Here is a 16,125-nt window from a genome sequence, read left to right as displayed (position 1 = left end):
CGCCACCGACAACGGGGGGACGGACATGGGCGGACATCGCCGGGGGCAGCGCAGACGCAGCGAGCAGAGGACGGTGCGCGAGGTCGCCGCACTCGTCGCGGAGCCGGGGTCGCAGTACGGCAGCCGCTGGAACGCGGAGCCGTACAGGTTCTGCGACTGCGACGACGAGGAGTGCGTCGGCGGCGCCGTCTACTGCGAGAACAGGGTCTACGCCCACGAGGAGCTGGGCCGCGTTCTCGGCCGACCGGACCGGCAGCGCGGCGCCTCGTAGGGTGGCAGGCATGACCACGCGCCCTGCCCCTGCGACCGTGCCTCGTATCGTCGGGCGGCTCGTCCTCGGCGCGTTCCTGGTGTTCGCCGGACTGAGCCACCTGTTCTGGGCCCGGCAGGAGTTCGCCGCGCAGGTACCGACGTGGATGCCGCTCGACACCGATCTCGTGGTGGTCGCATCGGGTGTCGTCGAGGTGGTGCTGGGCCTGGCTCTCGTCGCCCTGACGCGGTACCGGGTGGCGGTGGGGTGGGTCACGGCGCTGTTCTTCGTCGCCGTGTTCCCGGGCAACATCTCTCAGTTCGTCACGCACACAGACGCTTTCGGGCTGGACACCGATCGGGCACGAGGTATCCGGCTGCTGTTCCAGCCATCGCTGGTGATCTGGGCTCTGTGGGCCACCGGCGCCTGGTCGGCGTGGCGAGCACGTCGGCGATGACCGGTCAGCCGACGGCCCGCGTCGTCATGCGGTGCACCTCGGCCGAGTAGGCGACCAGGGTCACGAGATCAACGGACATGGGCGCCGACGTCACCGCGCGCACCTGTTCGGCGACCGCCAGCTCCACCGGCCATCCGTACGCACCGCCCGAGATGAGCGGGAACGCGATCGAGGATGCTCCGAGCGAGTGAGCCAGGAGAAGGGAGCGCTCGTACGCTGCGCGCAGGATCGGCGAGCGGTCCTCGCGGGCCGAGTACCGCGGCCCCACTGTGTGGACGACCCACCTCGCCGGCAGACGGCCTGCGGGCGTCGCGACGGCGGCACCCGTGTCGAGTCCGTTCGGGAGGGTCGTCGCCCGCAGAATCTTGCAGGCGTCGAGGATCTCTCGTCCGCCTGCGCGGTGGATGGCGCCGTCCACCCCACCTCCACCGAGGAGGGTCGAGTTGGCGGCATTGACGATCACGTCCGCGCGCACGGTGGTGATGTCTCCGGTGACCACATCGATGACACTCATGCTGCTGCTCCTTCTGCGAGGCGACGTCCCAGATCCGCGAGGTCCGCGGCTCGTCGTCCGGGGTACCCGTGCAGGATCGTGGTCCACGCCTCGGGGATCACCGAGGCGCCCCAGCGTGCGCCGAGAAGCCCACCGGCGATGGCCGCGGTGGTGTCGGTGTCGCCGCCCGCGCGGACACACGCCTCCAGCGCCGCTGTCAGCTGGTCCTCGTTCTCCTCGGTGGCCGTGATGGCCGACCAGGCCGTCTGCAGCGCGTGCACCACCCACCCGTTCCTGTCGAAGTCCGACGGGCGCCCCTTCTCCGCGGCGTCGAGCAACGGCGCCCAGGTGTCGCGCACCGACGGCTCCGCCGCGTCGAGGTACAGCGAGATGCCGTCGTAGGTGCCGTGCAGGACGGCGTGCCGGATGCCGGCACTCCAGATCTGGCATGCCTCCCCCGCCTGCGGATCACTGTGCGTCAGGGCGCTGATCTGCGCAGCGGCCACCGAGAGCTGATCCGGGTCGTCGAGATACGCCAGCGCCACCGGGGCAGTTCTCATCAGCGAACCGTTGCCACCTGTCCTGCCGGACAGTCCTGCGGCGACGGCGGTCATCTCGGTAGCCGACCTGCTGCGCCGGGACAACACCGTGCGCGTCTGGATACCGACGTCCGCCGGGTTCGTGTCGATCCAGGCCACGAAGTTCGCCGCGACGCCGTCGAGTCCCCGGCCCTCCACCAGCGCCTCGGCGATGCAGAGGGCCATCGACGTGTCGTCCGTCCACTCGCCGGGCGCCCAGTCGAAGGTGCCGCCGCCGATCATGTCGATCACCGTCTCGGGCGTCGGGTAGCCGAACTCGTATCCGGCGCCCAGTGCGTCACCGGCTGCGGTGCCGAGCACGACGCCCTCGGCGCGGTTCTTCTGTTCGTCGGTCAGCTTCATGTCGTCCCCTTTGCTCGTTTGTGCGCTAACCATAACGCACCACTGCGCTAAGCTGCAACCCATGCCCTCCGATCTGACGACGTACCCACGACCGTCCGTCGCTGTCGACGTCGCCGTTCTCACCGTCCACGGCGGAACGCTGAACGTGGTGACGGTGGAATCACCCTGGGGAGCTGCACTTCCCGGCACATTCCTGCATCCGGGCGAGACACTCGCCGATGCGGCGAGGCGCGCGTTGAGCACCAAGGCCGGCATCGACGGCGTCGAGTTCCATCAGATCCGGATGTTCGACGCTCCCGACCGCGACGATCGAGGATGGGTCCTGTCGATGGCGCACTGCGCGGAGGCGCCCACCGACTCCCTGCCTTCCGGCACCGATCTCCTGGCCGTCGAGGCGGATCGGCCTGTGGAACCGATGGCCTTCGACCATGCCGACATGGTGTCGGCCGCCGTGGGCGACCTGCGGTCTCGCTACCTCACCCGTCCTGATCCGTCGCACCTGCTGGGGACCACCTTCACGCTGCTCGATCTGCGCACCCTGTACGAGACCGTGTTCGACCGCTCGCTGCGCAAGGACACCTTCCGCCGTCATGTGATCGGGGCGCTGGTCGGTACGGGCGCCACCACGTCGGCTGCGGGCGGACGCCCCGCCGAGCTCTACGAACGCAGGCCCGACGAGACGTTTGCCGGGTCCATCGCCGCGCTGCTCGTGTGAGTCAGTTGGGGGTCGGGCGCCGTGGCGTCGGGATCCACCACGCCAGCGCAGAACCCGCCTGCACCACCACCAACGGCCACACCATCGGGGAGTGCACCAGCGCCACCGCCCACACGAGGGCCACTGCCGTCACGACGACGCGTGCCGAACGTCGGCGTTGCACGATCATCGTCGCGAGCACCCCGTGCCCCACCGCAGCGACGACGAGAACGAACGCCCACGCATCGGCGAGTGAGCCCACGAACATCGCGCCAGGCGACTCGTCCGCACTCGCGAAGGCAGCGAGGGCACTGACGACGACGGCGCCGAATCCCGCGATCGCGGCGACACACGCCACCGCACACTGGGTCGCGAACGCGACGAGCACGGCCAATGATGTTGCGTTGGTCAGACTTCCGATACCGCTGGAAGGAACGGGCAGAGTGGTCGAGTGCATGGTGAAGGCCTTCCGATCGTCCGCCGTGGCGCGGTACAGCGTTCGACGCCGCAACCACCCGCTCGGTTCCCGGCGCGCATTTCTGCACACAGAACGGTTCCGGATGGTCGGATGTGCCCGTGGGGACACCGTTGTGTGCAGTGGGAGCACGGAACCGCAGGAGCGGAGCGTGCGTCCAACGACGTGTGCGCAGGAACTGTGGGGTACTCGCTGTCGCGGCAGTCGTCGCGTCACTCACCGGGTGCGGTGGGGTGAGCGGCACCGCCGAGCCGGTCGCGATGGAACTCTTCGACCCCTGCACCGTGGTACCCGACGAGGCCATCCGGGCGGCGGGGGCAGATCCGGCGACGAAGGACGACGGTGGCCCACTGAATTCGGGCCAATGGAAGTCCTGCGCGTGGGCGGGCGATTCATTCTTCCTGGACGTTCAAGCCACAACCCGCACGCTCGACGAGTTCCGGAGCAATCCGACCTACACAGAACTCCGTGAGGTCGACGTCGCGGGTCGCACCGCCGCCGTGTCTTTCCGACTCGCCGAGAATGCTGACCCGTCGCGCAGTTGCGTGGTGGCATTCGACTGGAAACGCGGCACAATCGCGATCCTCATCGACACGAAGCTCACCCACGCAGCGGAGACCGATCCATGCGTTGCCGCACTCGGGTCGAGCAACGTGTTGTCCTCTTATCTACCGACATGACAAGGACTAGCCATGACGGCTGAGCTCGAGACAACGCCAGAGCAAGCGGCACGGTGCGCGTCAGCGTGTGACGACTACATCGACGGTCTGACTTCCGTCGCGCATCTTGCGAGCAGTATGAACGTCCGCGGTGGTTTTGGAACTCTGCCCTCCGGACTCGCGTTGGAGCGCAAGTACTCCGACCTCACCCACGGCCCGGAGGGTTCACTGAGCTCCCTGCTCGCGGCCCACATTAACGCCGTCACCAAACTCCGCGAGGCCTTCCTCGAAACGGGTCGCGGGTACCAGGAAACGGAGGACGACTCGACGTCCCGCATCGCCAACACCGGCCCTCGCTGACCGACCCGCACTACTTCCAGCAGCCCACACCACGCTCCGCCGGCGGAAAGGGGTGTGAGCACCACACAACCCGTGCACACCACCGCCACGAGCCGCCAACCACCGGCGTGCACGCACCGACCGACCGACCGACCGCACCACACGCAACCAGCGCACACCCCAAGCCCGACCCCTACCGCTCAGGCACACCGACCACGGTGAAGGGCTCCACCGGAGTGCCACCGCGCTTGTCGAATTGGCTGTTGACCACCAGCAGCTGATCGTCGACGTTGGCGACGGTGGTGGGGTAGGCGAAGCTGGGGTCGGTGATCTCACCGGTCACCCGCCCACGGTTGCCGTCGTCGTCGAGATCGACTGTGGCGATGAGGCTGTCGCGGTTGCGAACCACGTAGAGCGTGTCGTCCTCCATCTCCATGCCGTCGCCGTTCTGAAGTGTCGCGCCGCCGAGGTCCACCTGCGTGACGGCCTTCGAGTCGCGGGCCACGCGGTACAGGTTGCCGGTGCTGGACTGCACGATCACCAATGCGTTGTCGTCGTCCGCCTCGACGATGCCGTTGGCGTTGAAGCCCTCGCCGTACGCGAACGGGGATCCGGTGAAGTCGACGAACGGCTCCAACTGGCCCTCACCGGTGGCGTTCGCCGGGATGCGCCACAGCGTGGGGTTGCGCGAGTCGGTGATGAAGGCGTCGCCGTTGTCGGCGATGACGACGTCGTTGAGGAAGGTGGCGTCCTGCCCGAGCCCGTTGGTGAACTTCCCGCGCAGTGCGCCGGACTCGGCGTCGTAGATCCAGACGGTGCCGGTCGCACCGCCCGCCACGACAAGGGTGTTCTCGTCGTCGTCGTCCCCGTCGACGTCCAGTCCCGCCGCGCCGGTGCGACCGTCCTGTCCACCGGGCAGGAACGGTTCGACGGTGGTGTTGCCGACCGTGCCGCGGAAGATGGCGCCGTCGGAGGTCGACGAGACGTAGAAGGTGTCGTCGTCGGCGGTGATGCCCTCGGGGAACACGCCGGTTCCCGGCAACGTGTAGACGGTGGCGTTCGAGGCGGCGCCCGAGGACGTACTCGACGCCGACGACGACGGAGCAGTGCTGGACGACGACGGAGCAGCGCTGGAGGACGCCGGCGTCGCCTGCCCCTCCTCGCTCGACGACGAGCAACTGGTCAGAACGAGGGCGGTGGCGCCGGCGAGGGCGACAGCGGCGGACAGTCTGGTGCGGTTCATGACTCCACCATGCCCCATTGGTCCGAAAAGCGAGGTCAGGCTGTGTGACGGTCCGAACGAGAGGTGTTGTCGATGGCGACCTCGAGGTACTCGCCGAGCTGCTCCTGCAGGTTGCGGTCGAGTGTGCGGCCGAGCAACGAATGCACGGAATCGACTGCGAGAGTGCGCATGATCTGCAACATCTCGGTGGCCCGGAGGACGTCGTCACCCTCGGGAATCCAGCCCTCGCCGTAGCGGTCGACGATGTGACTCTTCACAGTCGAGATCATGTCCTTGGACATTCCGTCGACGGCCGCATGGAGCCGTTCGTGGATGTCCATGACCTCGCGGATTCCGAAGCCGTAGGTCGCGAGGGAGGTGAAGCCCTGCAACAGCTTCGGATCGGTGAACGTGCATCGGTCGCCGTCGATGCGGGCGAGTCCGTACTCCACGAGCCTGGACAGCTGGACGCCGTCGGGGTCGCCGAGCATCTCCCGCGCCTCGTCGACGGAGACCGACTGCACCTCGCCGGTCGTCGACCACGGCTCGGTGAGGGCGCGCTGCAGACCGAGAACCTCGGTGAGGTCCTTGCCGCTCTCCCAGCCGTCGATGAAGTCGCTGATGTGTGTGGTCGTGTAGCCGCGCTGGAGCAGGATGTCGATCAGTCGCAGCCGGGCGAGGTGCGAGTCGTCGTAAATGCCGACCCGCCCCCGCTTGCGCGGGGGCGGGAGCAGTCCACGTTCACGGTAGGCCCGGACGTTGCGCGAGGTCGTACCCGCGGCATGAGCCAGTTCGTCGATGCGGTACTCGGTCATCGACTCACTCCTCTACTCGGCCGGACCTCCAGACTAACGCTCGGTCACACCGCGGCGACGACCTCGTCGACCGGTGCCGTCGCTGCCGCCGTCACCGAGTAGTCCGGCAACAGCACCGTCTCGAGCTGCTTGACGTACTGCGTGGCGAAGCCCGGGAACATCGTGGCGTTGAAACCGTCCTCCGTCAGGTACCAGCTCGAGCACCCCGAGTTCCACGTCGTCTTGGTCAGCCGCTGCTGCAGGTCCGCGTTGTACTCGGCCTGCACCGAGGCGCGGACGTCGAGCACGAAGTTCTGGTTCACGGCGGTGGCGATGGCATCGACCAGGTAGTCGATCTGCGCCTCCATGTAGACCAGGGCGGAGCTGTGGCCGGGTCCGGAGTTGGGCCCGAACGTGAAGTACATGTTCGGGTACCCGGACACCGCGATCGACTTGTAGGCGTGCGCTCCCCGGCTCCACTCGTCGGCGAGGACGCGCCCGTCGCGCCCGGTGATGGGGATCGGCGACCCGGTCTTGGAGACGTCGAACCCGGTGGCGAAGACGATCGCGTCGAACTGATGCTCGACTCCCTCGACCGTGCGGATTCCCTTCTCGGAGATCTGTGCGATGGGCCAGGTGACGAGCGTGCAGTTGTCCTTCTGCAGCGCCGGGTAGTACTTGCTGGTCATCAGCAGGCGCTTGCACCCGGCGCGGAACTCCGGCGTGAGCTGGCGCCGCAACCACGGATCCGGAACCTGACTGCGGAGGTGCAGCTTCGACACTCCCTCCACCACGCGGGTGAGCGGCGAGTTCCAGACGACCCCGAGGGCGACCGACTCGTGGCCCCAGAACCAGGCCTTGCGCGCGACGCTCTGACTGAAGGGCACGCGGCGGTAGATCTCGCGAGTCAGTCCGCGGGTGCGGAAGTTGGTGCGGGGCAGCACCCATCCCGGCGTGCGCTGAAAGACCTTGACCGACTCGGCGACCTTCACCAGCTCGGGAACGATCTGCACGCCGCTGGCTCCGGTGCCGACGACGGCGACCTTCTTGCCGGCGAAGTCGTAGTCGTGGTCCCACCGGGCGCTGTGGATCTTCGCTCCCGCGAAGGTCTCGACGCCGCGGATCTTGGGCAGGCTGACGTTCGCCAGCGGTCCCGACGCCATCACGACGGTGCGGGCGAGGACGGGTTCCCGATCCTGGACCGAGATCTCCCAGAGCGACCGGGACTCGTGCCAGGTGACGTCCACGACGGTGTGACCGAACCGGAGGTAGCGGCTCAGCTCGAACTTCTCGACCATCGAGTCGATGTAGCCCAGGATCTCCGCACTCCCGGAGTAGGTGTGCGACCAGTCCGGATTGGGGGCGAAGCTGTACGAGTACAGGCGGGACGGAATGTCGCAGGCTGCACCGGGATACGTGTTGTCACGCCAGGTCCCACCGGCACGTGTGCCGCGTTCGAGGATGGCGATGTCGCGAATCCCCCGTTGCTGCAGCCGGATCGCGGCACCGATGCCGGCAAATCCGCCTCCGATGACGGCGGTGGAGAGAATCTCGGTCATGCGACGGGCTCGTACGTGAGTTCCTTGGACCACGTGGGCTGCGGGCGCAGCAGCCGCTTCGGGTACTTGGCCGTCAGCGTCACCATCGAGTCGGCGAACTTGTGGTACGGGTGGTCGCGGTTGATGACGACGCTCCCGTGCCAGCTGATGAAGCGGTACATCGGCAGACGCTTCGGGAACTCGCTGCGTTCGCCCACCTTCTTGAAGCGCTTCATCGCGGTGTAGAGGCGCTCCTCGTCGACACCCATCTCGACGATGTTGTCCCGCATCTTGTTCAGCAGTGGGATGTACCGCAGGGTGCCGATGATGAGCGACGGATGCATCCAGGCGCCGATCGTCTCGACGAGAATGCGGCGCATCTTCGCGTGCCCCAGCAGATCGATGACCTCGAAGTCGACGGCGAGGTGCCGCGACTCGTCGGCGTTGATGCGCTTGAACACTTCCTGGCAGACCGGGTCGTCGATCTCGTCGACGATGAACTTGACCAGCGCACCGTCGAGCGCGACCTCGAGCATCGGGATGACGGTGCCCAGCACGGCGAGCGGCGTCTGATCCGAGTACTTGTCGAGCCAGTCGATGATCAGCTTGACGTTGACGTTCGGCTGCGGGATCTCGTCGTTCTCGAGCATGCCCCACCGACGCATCAGTGCCAGTTCGGCATTCGCGTGCTTCTGCTCCTCCGCGTGGAAGTAACGGTAGATCTCGCGCAGCGTCTCGGTGGGCGCCTTGCGTGCCATCGCGGCGAATCCGCGCGCACCGACGTTCTCGATCCACATGAGGTCGGACAGGAACGGCTTGAGCTTGGCATGCTGCTCGGGCGGGATCATCTCGGCGCCGGGGGCGTCCCAGTCGATGTCCGCGAGGGACCACTGGCGGTCCTTGATCTTGTCCAGCATGGCGTCGAAGTCGAAGGCCATCGTCATACTCCTGTCGAGGCGGAAACAGCGGGAAGGGACTGTGGGGCGGGCTCGCCGGGGAGCAGGCGGTCGAGCAGCCCTGCTCCGCGGGTATAGAGGGTGGGGAGGAGCCGTTTCGTCAGCCAGATGGCTTTCGCGTCGAGCTGGGGCACGACGTAGAGGCGGTTCCTGTCGTGCGCGTCGAGCGTGGTGGCGGCGATCCGCTCGGGTGAGAAGCCGGTCCACCGCATCAACTTCTGCGCGAGTTCCGTGGAGCGCTCGGTGATGCGACCGTCGACCGCGACGTTGGTCTTGACGAAGGTCGGGCACAGCACGGTCACGTGGACACCCGACCCGGACAGTTCCGCCGCCAGAGTCTCGGACAGCGACATGACGCCCGCCTTGCCGACGTTGTACGGCCCCATCGTCGGTGCCGCCGCGAATCCCGCGGCGGAAGCCACGTTGATGATGCCGCCGCGACCCGCGGTACGGAGCAGCGGAACGAACGTCTCGCAGCCGTGGACCACTCCCCACAGGTTGATGCCGAGCGCCCAGTTCCAGTCCTCGAACCCGATGTCGCCCACCGGCTTGCCACCGATACCGACGCCGGCGTTGTTGATCACGAGCGTCGGCGCGCCACCGAACTCGAGTTCGGCGAACAGCGCGAGATCCTCGACCTGCGACTGCACGGCGACGTCGCACTGGACGGCGAAGCCGGGGCCGTCGAGCATCCGCACCGTCTCCTCGGCGCGTTCGAGCGAGATGTCCGCGCAGACGACGCGGCCACCGCGGCGGGCGATCTCGAGCGCGAAGGCGCGGCCGATGCCACTGCCGGCGCCGGTGACCACGGCGTCCGCCCCGTGGGTCAGGCGTGGTCTGGATCGAGAGAACATCAGTGTCTCGTCTCTGTTCGATGGAGGGCTGTCAGGGCATGTGCGGCGCGGGCGAGTGCCCGGTCCGCTTCCGGGCTGATGCGCGGCAGAGCCTGGAACACGTGCATCTGGTCGGGCCAGATCTCGAGCGAGCAGGTGCCACCGGCATCGACCACCAGATCGCGCAGGTGCTCGGCGTCGGCAACGAGCATCTCCGCACCGCCGGCCTGAACCACGAAGTGCGGCAGTGCCGTTCCCGCCTCGACCGCGAGTCGTAGGCGCCGCCCGTCGGGATCCTCGCCGCGTGTGTAGAGCGCGGTGAGTGCCCGCGCCGCCGCTGCGGAGATCATCGGGTCGCGACGGATGCGCTCCCGGTTCTGCGCGAGGGTGAAGGTCAGATCGATCAACGGCGAGAACAGGAGGACCGCACCAGGCTGCGGAACCGATCGTCGGGCGTTGTCCAGCACCAGGTCCAGCGCGAGGTGACCGCCCGCCGAGTCACCGGCCACGACGACCGACTCGGGTGCGTGGCCGCTCGACAGCAGCCAGCGGTACGCCCGCTCGACGTCGTCGGCTGCGGCGGGGAAAGGGAACTCGGGGGCGAGTCGGTAGTCGACCACGAAGACCGGACGCTGCGTCGCGCGGGAGAGACGCGACGCCAGGCCGCGGTGCGTCCGTGCGGAACAGATCGCGTACGCGCTGCCGTGCAGATAGAGGATCGGGCCGGCGGTGTCCACGGAACCGTCCCCACCCTCGACCGGCGTGCGATCCGCCCCACCCTCGACCGGCCTCCGGCCGTCCCCACCCTCGACCGGCCTCCGGCCTGCCCCATCTTCGACCGGCCTCCGGCCTGCCCGGGCGTCGACCCACTCCCCGACCACACCGTCCTCGCGCACGGTGCGGACGACCGTGCCGGGTGCGATTCCGCCGCAGGCACGCATGGCCACCTCGACGAGGACGCGGGCGACGCGTTCGCCGCCGCGTCCGAACGGCAGCCGGGACGCGATGGGTCGCAACGTCGACTGCGTGGCTCGGGCCGCGGCGCGGGACCGCAGGGACCCCCGCTCGGGGATCGGACGCGTCGATGTCATGCCGGAAGCGTCACGGATGACTGTGCCATTTGTCAATGGCCTATAGTTCAATGAAACAATCTTCGGTGTAGTCCGGAGTGCCGGACACACCCGGCCGACGAGGGGAAGACATCGTGGCGATCGACTCCGCGGACACCGCCGTCCGCACACTCCGACTGCAGGTCGACGAGGTGATCCGCGAGACGGCGGACGCGGTGACGTTGGTCCTGTCCACCGCCGACGGCGAGGCTCTGCGCTACCGCCCGGGCCAGTTCCTCACGGTCGAAATTCCTCTGAGCGACGGCGGTTCCGCCGCACGGTGCTACTCGTTGTCGAGCAGTCCCGACACCGGCGAGCGCCCCGCGATCTCCGTCAAGCGCACCGCGGGCGGCCTCGGGTCCACCTGGTTGTGCGACACCGCGACGGCAGGATCCGCACTGACGACACTGGCTCCCGCGGGCACCTTCGTTCCCGCGCGATGGGATCGCCCGCTCGTCCTGGTCGCCGCCGGCAGCGGCATCACGCCCGTGATGTCCATCCTGAAGACCGCGTTAGCGTCGCACGACGGACGGGTCGTGTTGTTCTACGCGAACAGAGATCCGGACTCGGTCATGTTCGCCGCCACCCTCGACGATCTGCAGCAGCAGCATCCGGACCGCCTCACGGTGCGGCACTGGCACGAGTCGGCGTCGGGCCTGCCCACTGCCACCGGTCTCACCGACGCCGTCTCCGGCATCGCCGACGCCGACGCGTACCTCTGCGGGCCGGGGCCGTTCATGGAGGTGGCGCAGCAGGGGCTCCTCGCGGCGGGGGTGTCGCCCGAGAACATCCACCGTGAGGTGTTCACGTCGATCACCACCGACCCGTTCCACACCACCCTCGTCGAGACGTCCTCGGCCACGGGCGTTCCCGTGTCCGCGGAGGTCGAGGGCGACGATCACTCGTTCCACTGCGCACCCGGCACCGTGCTGCTCGACGCCATGCTCGCCGAGGGAATCGACGCCCCGTTCGTGTGCCGCGAGGGCAACTGCGGCGCCTGCGCGTTCACTCTCGTCAGCGGTGACGTGCACATGCGCGTCAACGACACGCTGGATCAGTACGAGCTCGACCGGGGAGTGCGCCTGGCCTGCCAGTCGGTGCCCGTGTCCGACGCTCTCACCATCCGCATCGACTGACCGACCGAATCCCTGACACCACAGCCGCACCAGGAGACCTCATGCCCGTCATCACCAAGCACGTCGAGATCGCCGCACCGGCGTCGGCGACCTTCGACTACCTGTCCTCGTACGAGAACGTGCCGGACTGGATGTTCGGCGTCACCTCGTTCGTCCCCGTCGGACCGGTGTCGCGCGGCACCGGTGACCGCTTCGACGCCGAGATGAAGCTGGGACCCAAAGCTCTGCACTCCACGGTGGACATCGTCGAGTGGGTCGACGGTTCCGTCATCGCGTTGTCGTCGGTGAAGGGTTTCGAGACCAGTTCTCGCTGGGTGGTCACCCCCGTGGACGACGGACACTGCGTCGCCGACGTCGAGTTCCGCTACGAGTTCCCCGGCGGGTTCACGGGCAAGGCACTCGCGAAGGTAGTCGAACCCTTCATCAACCAGGGGATCTCCGTCACCGATCGGACCCTGCGCTCCCGGTTGGAGTCGCCGCGCAGCACCTAGACTCACCCGGTGACCACGAAGGACCAGCGAGGACGCATCGCCACCGCACTGTGGCGGTGGTGTTCCCGCTTCGAGCCGATCGGCCTCGTCGTCGGACTGGTCTTCTACTGCTGGTCGATGTCCCCGTCGCTTCTCCCCCGACCGTGGTACCTGCAGGCCGTCGCCACGGGCCTCTCGGTCGCGTGCGGTTACGGCGTCGGCGTTCTCGTCGTGTGGGGCGTCCGGCGGATGGAGCTCACTCGCGAGTGGCCCGAACGACCGAGGCGGTGGGGCTGGTACGCGATCGCCGCCGCCGCAGTCGTCGTGCTCCCGCTGTTCCTCGTCCTCGGGGCGTGGTGGCAGAACATCTCCCGCGAACTCGTGGGCATCGAACCCAGCCAGTCGTGGGACTACGCCGGAGTCTTCGTCGTCGCCGCGATCGTCGTCGTCCTGGTGATCACGCTGGCTCGTGGGATCCGCCGCGTCACCGACCTTCTCATCGCACTGATCGGTCGTGTTCTCCCGCCGCCCGTCTCGCGCGGTCTCGCCGTCGTCGCCGTCGGTGTGGTGCTGGTGTTCGCCGTCGAGGGGCTCCTTGCCACCGGGATCTCACGCATCTCCAACGGGTCCGCCGCTGCGGCCGACACCGGGAGCGCCGAGGGCGTGGAACGACCGTCGGCTCCCGAACGCTCGGGCTCGCCCGAGTCGAAGGAGGAGTGGGACACCTTGGGCCGCGAGGGGCGCACCTTCGTCGCGGGCGGCCCGACGTCGGGCGAGATCGCATCCGTGACGGGACGGCCCGCCCTCACCCCGATCCGGGTCTATGCGGGACGCAAGTCCGTCGACGCCGACGGGCTCGGCCTCGGCCGGGACACCGTCGACTCGCTCGCCGACCGACTCGTCGCCGAACTGGACCGAACCGGCGCCTTCGATCGCGAGTACCTGGCGATCGCGACGACCACCGGTCGAGGGTGGGTCAACGCGTCCGTCGCGTCCTCACTCGAGTACCTCGCCGGCGGCGACACGGCGATCGCGGCGGTCCAGTACTCGTACCTGCCCAGTCCGTTGGCGTTCCTCGCCGATCGCGACACCCCGCTCATCGCGGGCCGCGCCGTCTTCGAGGCCGTCTACCAGCGCGTGCAGGACCGTCCCGAGAGCGATCGCCCGAAGCTCCTCACCTTCGGTGAATCGCTCGGGTCGTACGGCGGCCAGGACGCCTTCTCCGGAGTGCAGGACATGCTGGCTCGCACCGACGGCGCGCTGTGGGTGGGGACGCCCAACTTCTCCGAGCAGTGGTCGCGTGTCACCGACTCACGGGACCCGGGCAGCCCCGAGATCCTGCCCGTGATCTACGGCGGGCAGAACGTCCGCTTCGCCGCGGAGCCGTCCGATCTCGACGCACCCGGTCTGGTGGACTGGGAGAGCCCGCGCATCGTGTACTGGCAGCACCCCAGCGATCCGATCGTCTGGTGGTCGTTCGACCTGCTGTTCGGCAAGCCGGACTGGCTCCGGGAACCGCGCGGCGTCGACGTCGACAAGGGGATGACGTGGATCCCTCTGGTCACCTTCTGGCAGGTGACGCTCGACATGGCGCTCGCCGCCGAGGTGCCGGAAGGCCACGGTCACGCCTACGGCGCCGATGCGGCCTCCATGTGGGCGCCCATTCTGAACGTCGACGACTCAGAGCTGGTGGACCGCGTCACCGACGCGATGCGGTGACTCCCTGAGCGCGCTCGCGCGGACCCACCACGCGAGCGAGATCAGCGCGATCACCTCCACGACGACGAGGATCCGTTCGACGTGGCCGAGGGTGACGACGCGGTACCACGGTGTCGAGGTGGTCATGCCGACGAGCAACGCGTACCCGATGGGCGTGATGGCCACGACGGACAGCACACCCAGCACGAACGTCCGTCGGGCGTGACGGGCCCACTCGCTCGACCGGATCCACGGCGCGGCGAGGGCGATCACTGCCACCGGGATACTGACGAACGCGACCGCGGCGCCCGCGCGGTGCACCGCGCCGCCGAGTCCGAGCGTCGCGTCGTTGCTCCAGTCCTGCTTGGGAACCGCGACCACGGCGACGAGTCCCACCGTCCACAGTGTCATCGCCACCGCGGCGACCGACGACGCGCGCAGCAACGACTGCCGGACGGCAGCGACGAGAACGGCGCCGGATCCGACGGCGAGGAGCAGCACCCCGGCCGTGAACACCCATTGCTGCGCGCCCAGCCCGTACTCGCTGATGGTGCGGCGCAGATGGGCGGGCGACCCGAGTGCGGTGACGACGTCGAGGACGACGACCGTCGCGGCGCCGAGCAGGATGAAGAGAAGCCCGAGGGAGGCGAGGCGGGTCTGCACAGGGTCCTTTCGGCAGCGGATCTACGACTCCACTGTGCCTGACGGTGAGCCGGACACGGCGACTGTCAGGAGACGCCCACGCGCGCGGTCGATCTGGTCCAGGCACGAGGCCCGCCCTGCCGGATCCGTCATCTCCCGTCGGCACGCCTCGTCGAGGAGGTCGAGGTGGTACCGGACGCGGTCGATCGACGCGGTCGCGGTCGCTGCCGCACCGAGCCGCTCCGCCATCCGGATACCGGCAGCGACCACCATGGGGCTCGCCATCGCGTAGATCCGTACCGCGCCGAGTGCGTGGTCGATCAGGTCGACCACGGGCACCCGACGCAGAACGATCCGTACCGTTCCGGCATCGTCGGTCCGGGCACCGCACGGCGGCGGACGGCCGACGAGAGTCGCCATCCCGACGGACAGATCGTCCAGGGCGTTGCGAGCCGTGTACGGGTCGTTGGTACCCGAGGACAGAGCCCGCACCGCCATCTCGGCCAGCTGCTCGACGGCGAACTCGATGTCGTGCTGCGGAGTCCGCTCGTCGCCGACCTCGACCGCGGACTCGATCTCGCGCAGGTGCGACGCGGAGGCGGATCCGCTCCACCGTCGTGACTCCGCGACGGCGTCTCCCTCGATCACGTGCTCGCCCGGTCTGCAGAGCAGCACCACGACGGCATCGGCGTCGACGGCCGAGGACAACGCCGCGTCCTCGTCCACGTCGACGACGACTCCGGAACGCGGAGCACGCACTGTGTCGACGTGGTCGGGCAGCGTCACCTCGGAATCCGACGCCGCGTCGGCCGGCGGCTCCGTCGGGTAGAGCTCGTCGACAGCGGCGGAGAGTTCGTCCCGCACGCGCGAGGACAGCGTCGCCACCTGGATCGACTGGGCGATGTGGTGGATGAAGTACACCAGGACGCCGACGTCGAGCACCGCGAGGAGCACGGCGACGTTCACCGCGATGTCGGGTACGAAGACGTCGCCGTCCGAGTCGAGCGACCGGATCGAGCGCAGCACCATCAGTGCGTAGAGGAAGGTCGCCCCGAAGATGCCGAGCACCACCTGGTTCCCGCGGTCCGCCATGAAGTTACGCACCAGTCGCGGGCCGTAGGTCGAACTGGCCGTCGCGAGGACCGAGATGGTGATGGAGAAGGACGTCGCCGCGACTCCGAGCATCGACCCGCCGATGGCGCCGAGGATGTCCCGGCTGCCACTGGCGCCCACGTGGTAGAGCAGCGACCCACCGATCCCGATGCCCCGATCGAGGAGCCACCGGTCCAGGGCGACCAGGAGTTGAGCCAGGACGACGGCGACGACGCCCAGGACCGCGGGAACGAACCAGAACGTGCCCTGCAGCCGTACCCACCGTCGTCTCATGGGTTCATGGTGCCCTGACGGTGGGTCGACGTG

Annotated in this window: 19 protein-coding genes; 8 read left to right on the top strand and 11 right to left on the bottom strand. The window is 68.4% G+C overall.

The features are described from left to right. Positions 1-25 precede the first annotated feature (25 nt). A complete protein-coding gene (locus tag BR07_RS0107600; protein WP_027504915.1) occupies positions 26-271 on the top strand; it encodes a hypothetical protein in 246 nt (81 codons plus the stop codon). Positions 272-281: 10 nt separating this feature from the next. Next, positions 282-707 carry a DoxX family protein gene (locus tag BR07_RS0107595; protein WP_027504914.1) on the top strand — a complete coding sequence of 142 codons (426 nt, stop codon included), beginning with the start codon at positions 282-284 and terminating at the stop codon, positions 705-707. Positions 708-711: 4 nt separating this feature from the next. Here the strand turns inward: BR07_RS0107595 and BR07_RS0107590 are convergent, their stop codons facing one another. Continuing rightward, complete coding sequence (locus tag BR07_RS0107590) at positions 712-1,221, bottom strand: O-acetyl-ADP-ribose deacetylase (RefSeq protein WP_027504913.1); 510 nt, start codon at positions 1,219-1,221, stop codon at positions 712-714. Continuing rightward, positions 1,218-2,141, bottom strand: coding sequence for an ADP-ribosylglycohydrolase family protein (locus tag BR07_RS0107585; protein ID WP_027504912.1), 924 nt, complete (start codon positions 2,139-2,141; stop codon positions 1,218-1,220). Before BR07_RS0107585 ends, BR07_RS0107590 begins: the two co-directional genes overlap by 4 nt. A 61-nt stretch (positions 2,142-2,202) precedes the next feature. Between BR07_RS0107585 and BR07_RS0107580 the strand changes: the two genes are divergently transcribed. Next, positions 2,203-2,856, top strand: coding sequence for an NUDIX hydrolase (locus BR07_RS0107580; RefSeq protein WP_037184900.1), 654 nt, complete (start codon positions 2,203-2,205; stop codon positions 2,854-2,856). A 1-nt stretch (position 2,857) separates the two neighbouring features. Here the strand turns inward: BR07_RS0107580 and BR07_RS0107575 are convergent, their stop codons facing one another. Further along, on the bottom strand, positions 2,858-3,292 hold the full coding sequence (locus tag BR07_RS0107575) for a hypothetical protein (RefSeq protein WP_155956962.1): 435 nt from the start codon (positions 3,290-3,292) through the stop codon (positions 2,858-2,860). 251 nt (positions 3,293-3,543) lie between these two features. On the opposite strand from BR07_RS0107575, the gene BR07_RS23780 reads away from it, so the two are divergent. Then, positions 3,544-3,990, top strand: coding sequence for a DUF3558 domain-containing protein (locus tag BR07_RS23780; RefSeq protein ID WP_051613148.1), 447 nt, complete (start codon positions 3,544-3,546; stop codon positions 3,988-3,990). A 12-nt stretch (positions 3,991-4,002) separates the two neighbouring features. Continuing rightward, complete coding sequence (locus BR07_RS0107565; protein WP_027504909.1) at positions 4,003-4,329, top strand: hypothetical protein; 327 nt, start codon at positions 4,003-4,005, stop codon at positions 4,327-4,329. Between the two features lie 172 nt (positions 4,330-4,501). Here the strand turns inward: BR07_RS0107565 and BR07_RS0107560 are convergent, their stop codons facing one another. Genes BR07_RS0107560 through BR07_RS23775 form a run of 6 tightly spaced genes read right to left on the bottom strand, consistent with a single transcriptional unit; the run spans position 4,502 to position 10,742 of the window. After that, positions 4,502-5,551 carry an SMP-30/gluconolactonase/LRE family protein gene (locus BR07_RS0107560; RefSeq protein WP_027504908.1) on the bottom strand — a complete coding sequence of 350 codons (1,050 nt, stop codon included), beginning with the start codon at positions 5,549-5,551 and terminating at the stop codon, positions 4,502-4,504. A 35-nt stretch (positions 5,552-5,586) separates the two neighbouring features. Then, positions 5,587-6,345 (bottom strand): MerR family transcriptional regulator, encoded by a 759-nt coding sequence (locus BR07_RS0107555; protein WP_027504907.1) that lies wholly within the window; start codon positions 6,343-6,345, stop codon positions 5,587-5,589. Between the two features lie 44 nt (positions 6,346-6,389). Next, positions 6,390-7,883 carry a flavin-containing monooxygenase gene (locus BR07_RS0107550; protein ID WP_027504906.1) on the bottom strand — a complete coding sequence of 498 codons (1,494 nt, stop codon included), beginning with the start codon at positions 7,881-7,883 and terminating at the stop codon, positions 6,390-6,392. Beyond that, positions 7,880-8,800, bottom strand: a complete 921-nt coding sequence (locus tag BR07_RS0107545; RefSeq protein WP_027504905.1) for a hypothetical protein — start codon at positions 8,798-8,800, stop codon at positions 7,880-7,882. Before BR07_RS0107545 ends, BR07_RS0107550 begins: the two co-directional genes overlap by 4 nt. Positions 8,801-8,802: 2 nt before the next feature. After that, the gene (locus BR07_RS0107540) at positions 8,803-9,672 is read right to left on the bottom strand and encodes an SDR family NAD(P)-dependent oxidoreductase (RefSeq protein ID WP_037184892.1); all 870 of its coding nucleotides are present in this window, start codon (positions 9,670-9,672) and stop codon (positions 8,803-8,805) included. After that, the gene (locus BR07_RS23775; RefSeq protein ID WP_051613147.1) at positions 9,672-10,742 is read right to left on the bottom strand and encodes an alpha/beta hydrolase fold domain-containing protein; all 1,071 of its coding nucleotides are present in this window, start codon (positions 10,740-10,742) and stop codon (positions 9,672-9,674) included. The genes BR07_RS0107540 and BR07_RS23775 overlap by 1 nt, the downstream gene beginning before the upstream one ends. Before the next feature lie 113 nt (positions 10,743-10,855). Between BR07_RS23775 and BR07_RS0107530 the strand changes: the two genes are divergently transcribed. Genes BR07_RS0107530 through BR07_RS23770 form a run of 3 tightly spaced genes read left to right on the top strand, consistent with a single transcriptional unit; the run spans position 10,856 to position 14,085 of the window. Beyond that, the gene (locus BR07_RS0107530) at positions 10,856-11,896 is read left to right on the top strand and encodes a ferredoxin--NADP reductase (RefSeq protein ID WP_231476244.1); all 1,041 of its coding nucleotides are present in this window, start codon (positions 10,856-10,858) and stop codon (positions 11,894-11,896) included. 41 nt (positions 11,897-11,937) lie between these two features. Continuing rightward, positions 11,938-12,387: an SRPBCC family protein gene (locus tag BR07_RS0107525; RefSeq protein WP_051613146.1), complete on the top strand. Its 450-nt coding sequence runs from the start codon at positions 11,938-11,940 to the stop codon at positions 12,385-12,387. 9 nt (positions 12,388-12,396) lie between these two features. Further along, positions 12,397-14,085: an alpha/beta hydrolase gene (locus BR07_RS23770; protein WP_051613145.1), complete on the top strand. Its 1,689-nt coding sequence runs from the start codon at positions 12,397-12,399 to the stop codon at positions 14,083-14,085. Here the strand turns inward: BR07_RS23770 and BR07_RS23765 are convergent. Both BR07_RS23765 and BR07_RS23760 read right to left on the bottom strand, forming a co-directional pair. Next, positions 14,047-14,727, bottom strand: a complete 681-nt coding sequence (locus BR07_RS23765; protein WP_037184888.1) for a DUF998 domain-containing protein — start codon at positions 14,725-14,727, stop codon at positions 14,047-14,049. The genes BR07_RS23770 and BR07_RS23765 overlap by 39 nt on opposite strands. Before the next feature lie 21 nt (positions 14,728-14,748). After that, positions 14,749-16,092, bottom strand: coding sequence for a DUF2254 domain-containing protein (locus BR07_RS23760; RefSeq protein ID WP_051613143.1), 1,344 nt, complete (start codon positions 16,090-16,092; stop codon positions 14,749-14,751). Positions 16,093-16,125 lie beyond the last annotated feature (33 nt).

Source organism: Rhodococcus sp. UNC23MFCrub1.1 (assembly GCF_000686025.1).
GTDB lineage: Bacteria > Actinomycetota > Actinomycetes > Mycobacteriales > Mycobacteriaceae > Rhodococcoides.
Note: the sequence above shows the minus strand (reverse complement) of the source record. Positions and strands in the feature narration are given on the sequence as shown.

Bases quoted from the DNA above. Each gene is read 5' to 3' on its own strand.
- BR07_RS0107600 (WP_027504915.1), top strand. From the start codon at position 26: ATGGGCGGACATCGCCGGGGGCAGCGCAGACGCAGCGAGCAGAGGACG.
- BR07_RS0107595 (WP_027504914.1), top strand. From the start codon at position 282: ATGACCACGCGCCCTGCCCCTGCGACCGTGCCTCGTATCGTCGGGCGG.
- BR07_RS0107590 (WP_027504913.1), bottom strand. From the start codon at position 1,221: ATGAGTGTCATCGATGTGGTCACCGGAGACATCACCACCGTGCGCGCG.
- BR07_RS0107585 (WP_027504912.1), bottom strand. From the start codon at position 2,141: ATGAAGCTGACCGACGAACAGAAGAACCGCGCCGAGGGCGTCGTGCTC.
- BR07_RS0107580 (WP_037184900.1), top strand. From the start codon at position 2,203: ATGCCCTCCGATCTGACGACGTACCCACGACCGTCCGTCGCTGTCGAC.
- BR07_RS0107575 (WP_155956962.1), bottom strand. From the start codon at position 3,292: ATGCACTCGACCACTCTGCCCGTTCCTTCCAGCGGTATCGGAAGTCTG.
- BR07_RS0107565 (WP_027504909.1), top strand. From the start codon at position 4,003: ATGACGGCTGAGCTCGAGACAACGCCAGAGCAAGCGGCACGGTGCGCG.
- BR07_RS0107560 (WP_027504908.1), bottom strand. From the start codon at position 5,551: ATGAACCGCACCAGACTGTCCGCCGCTGTCGCCCTCGCCGGCGCCACC.
- BR07_RS0107555 (WP_027504907.1), bottom strand. From the start codon at position 6,345: ATGACCGAGTACCGCATCGACGAACTGGCTCATGCCGCGGGTACGACC.
- BR07_RS0107550 (WP_027504906.1), bottom strand. From the start codon at position 7,883: ATGACCGAGATTCTCTCCACCGCCGTCATCGGAGGCGGATTTGCCGGC.
- BR07_RS0107545 (WP_027504905.1), bottom strand. From the start codon at position 8,800: ATGGCCTTCGACTTCGACGCCATGCTGGACAAGATCAAGGACCGCCAG.
- BR07_RS0107540 (WP_037184892.1), bottom strand. From the start codon at position 9,672: ATGTTCTCTCGATCCAGACCACGCCTGACCCACGGGGCGGACGCCGTG.
- BR07_RS23775 (WP_051613147.1), bottom strand. From the start codon at position 10,742: ATGACATCGACGCGTCCGATCCCCGAGCGGGGGTCCCTGCGGTCCCGC.
- BR07_RS0107525 (WP_051613146.1), top strand. From the start codon at position 11,938: ATGCCCGTCATCACCAAGCACGTCGAGATCGCCGCACCGGCGTCGGCG.
- BR07_RS23760 (WP_051613143.1), bottom strand. From the start codon at position 16,092: ATGAGACGACGGTGGGTACGGCTGCAGGGCACGTTCTGGTTCGTTCCC.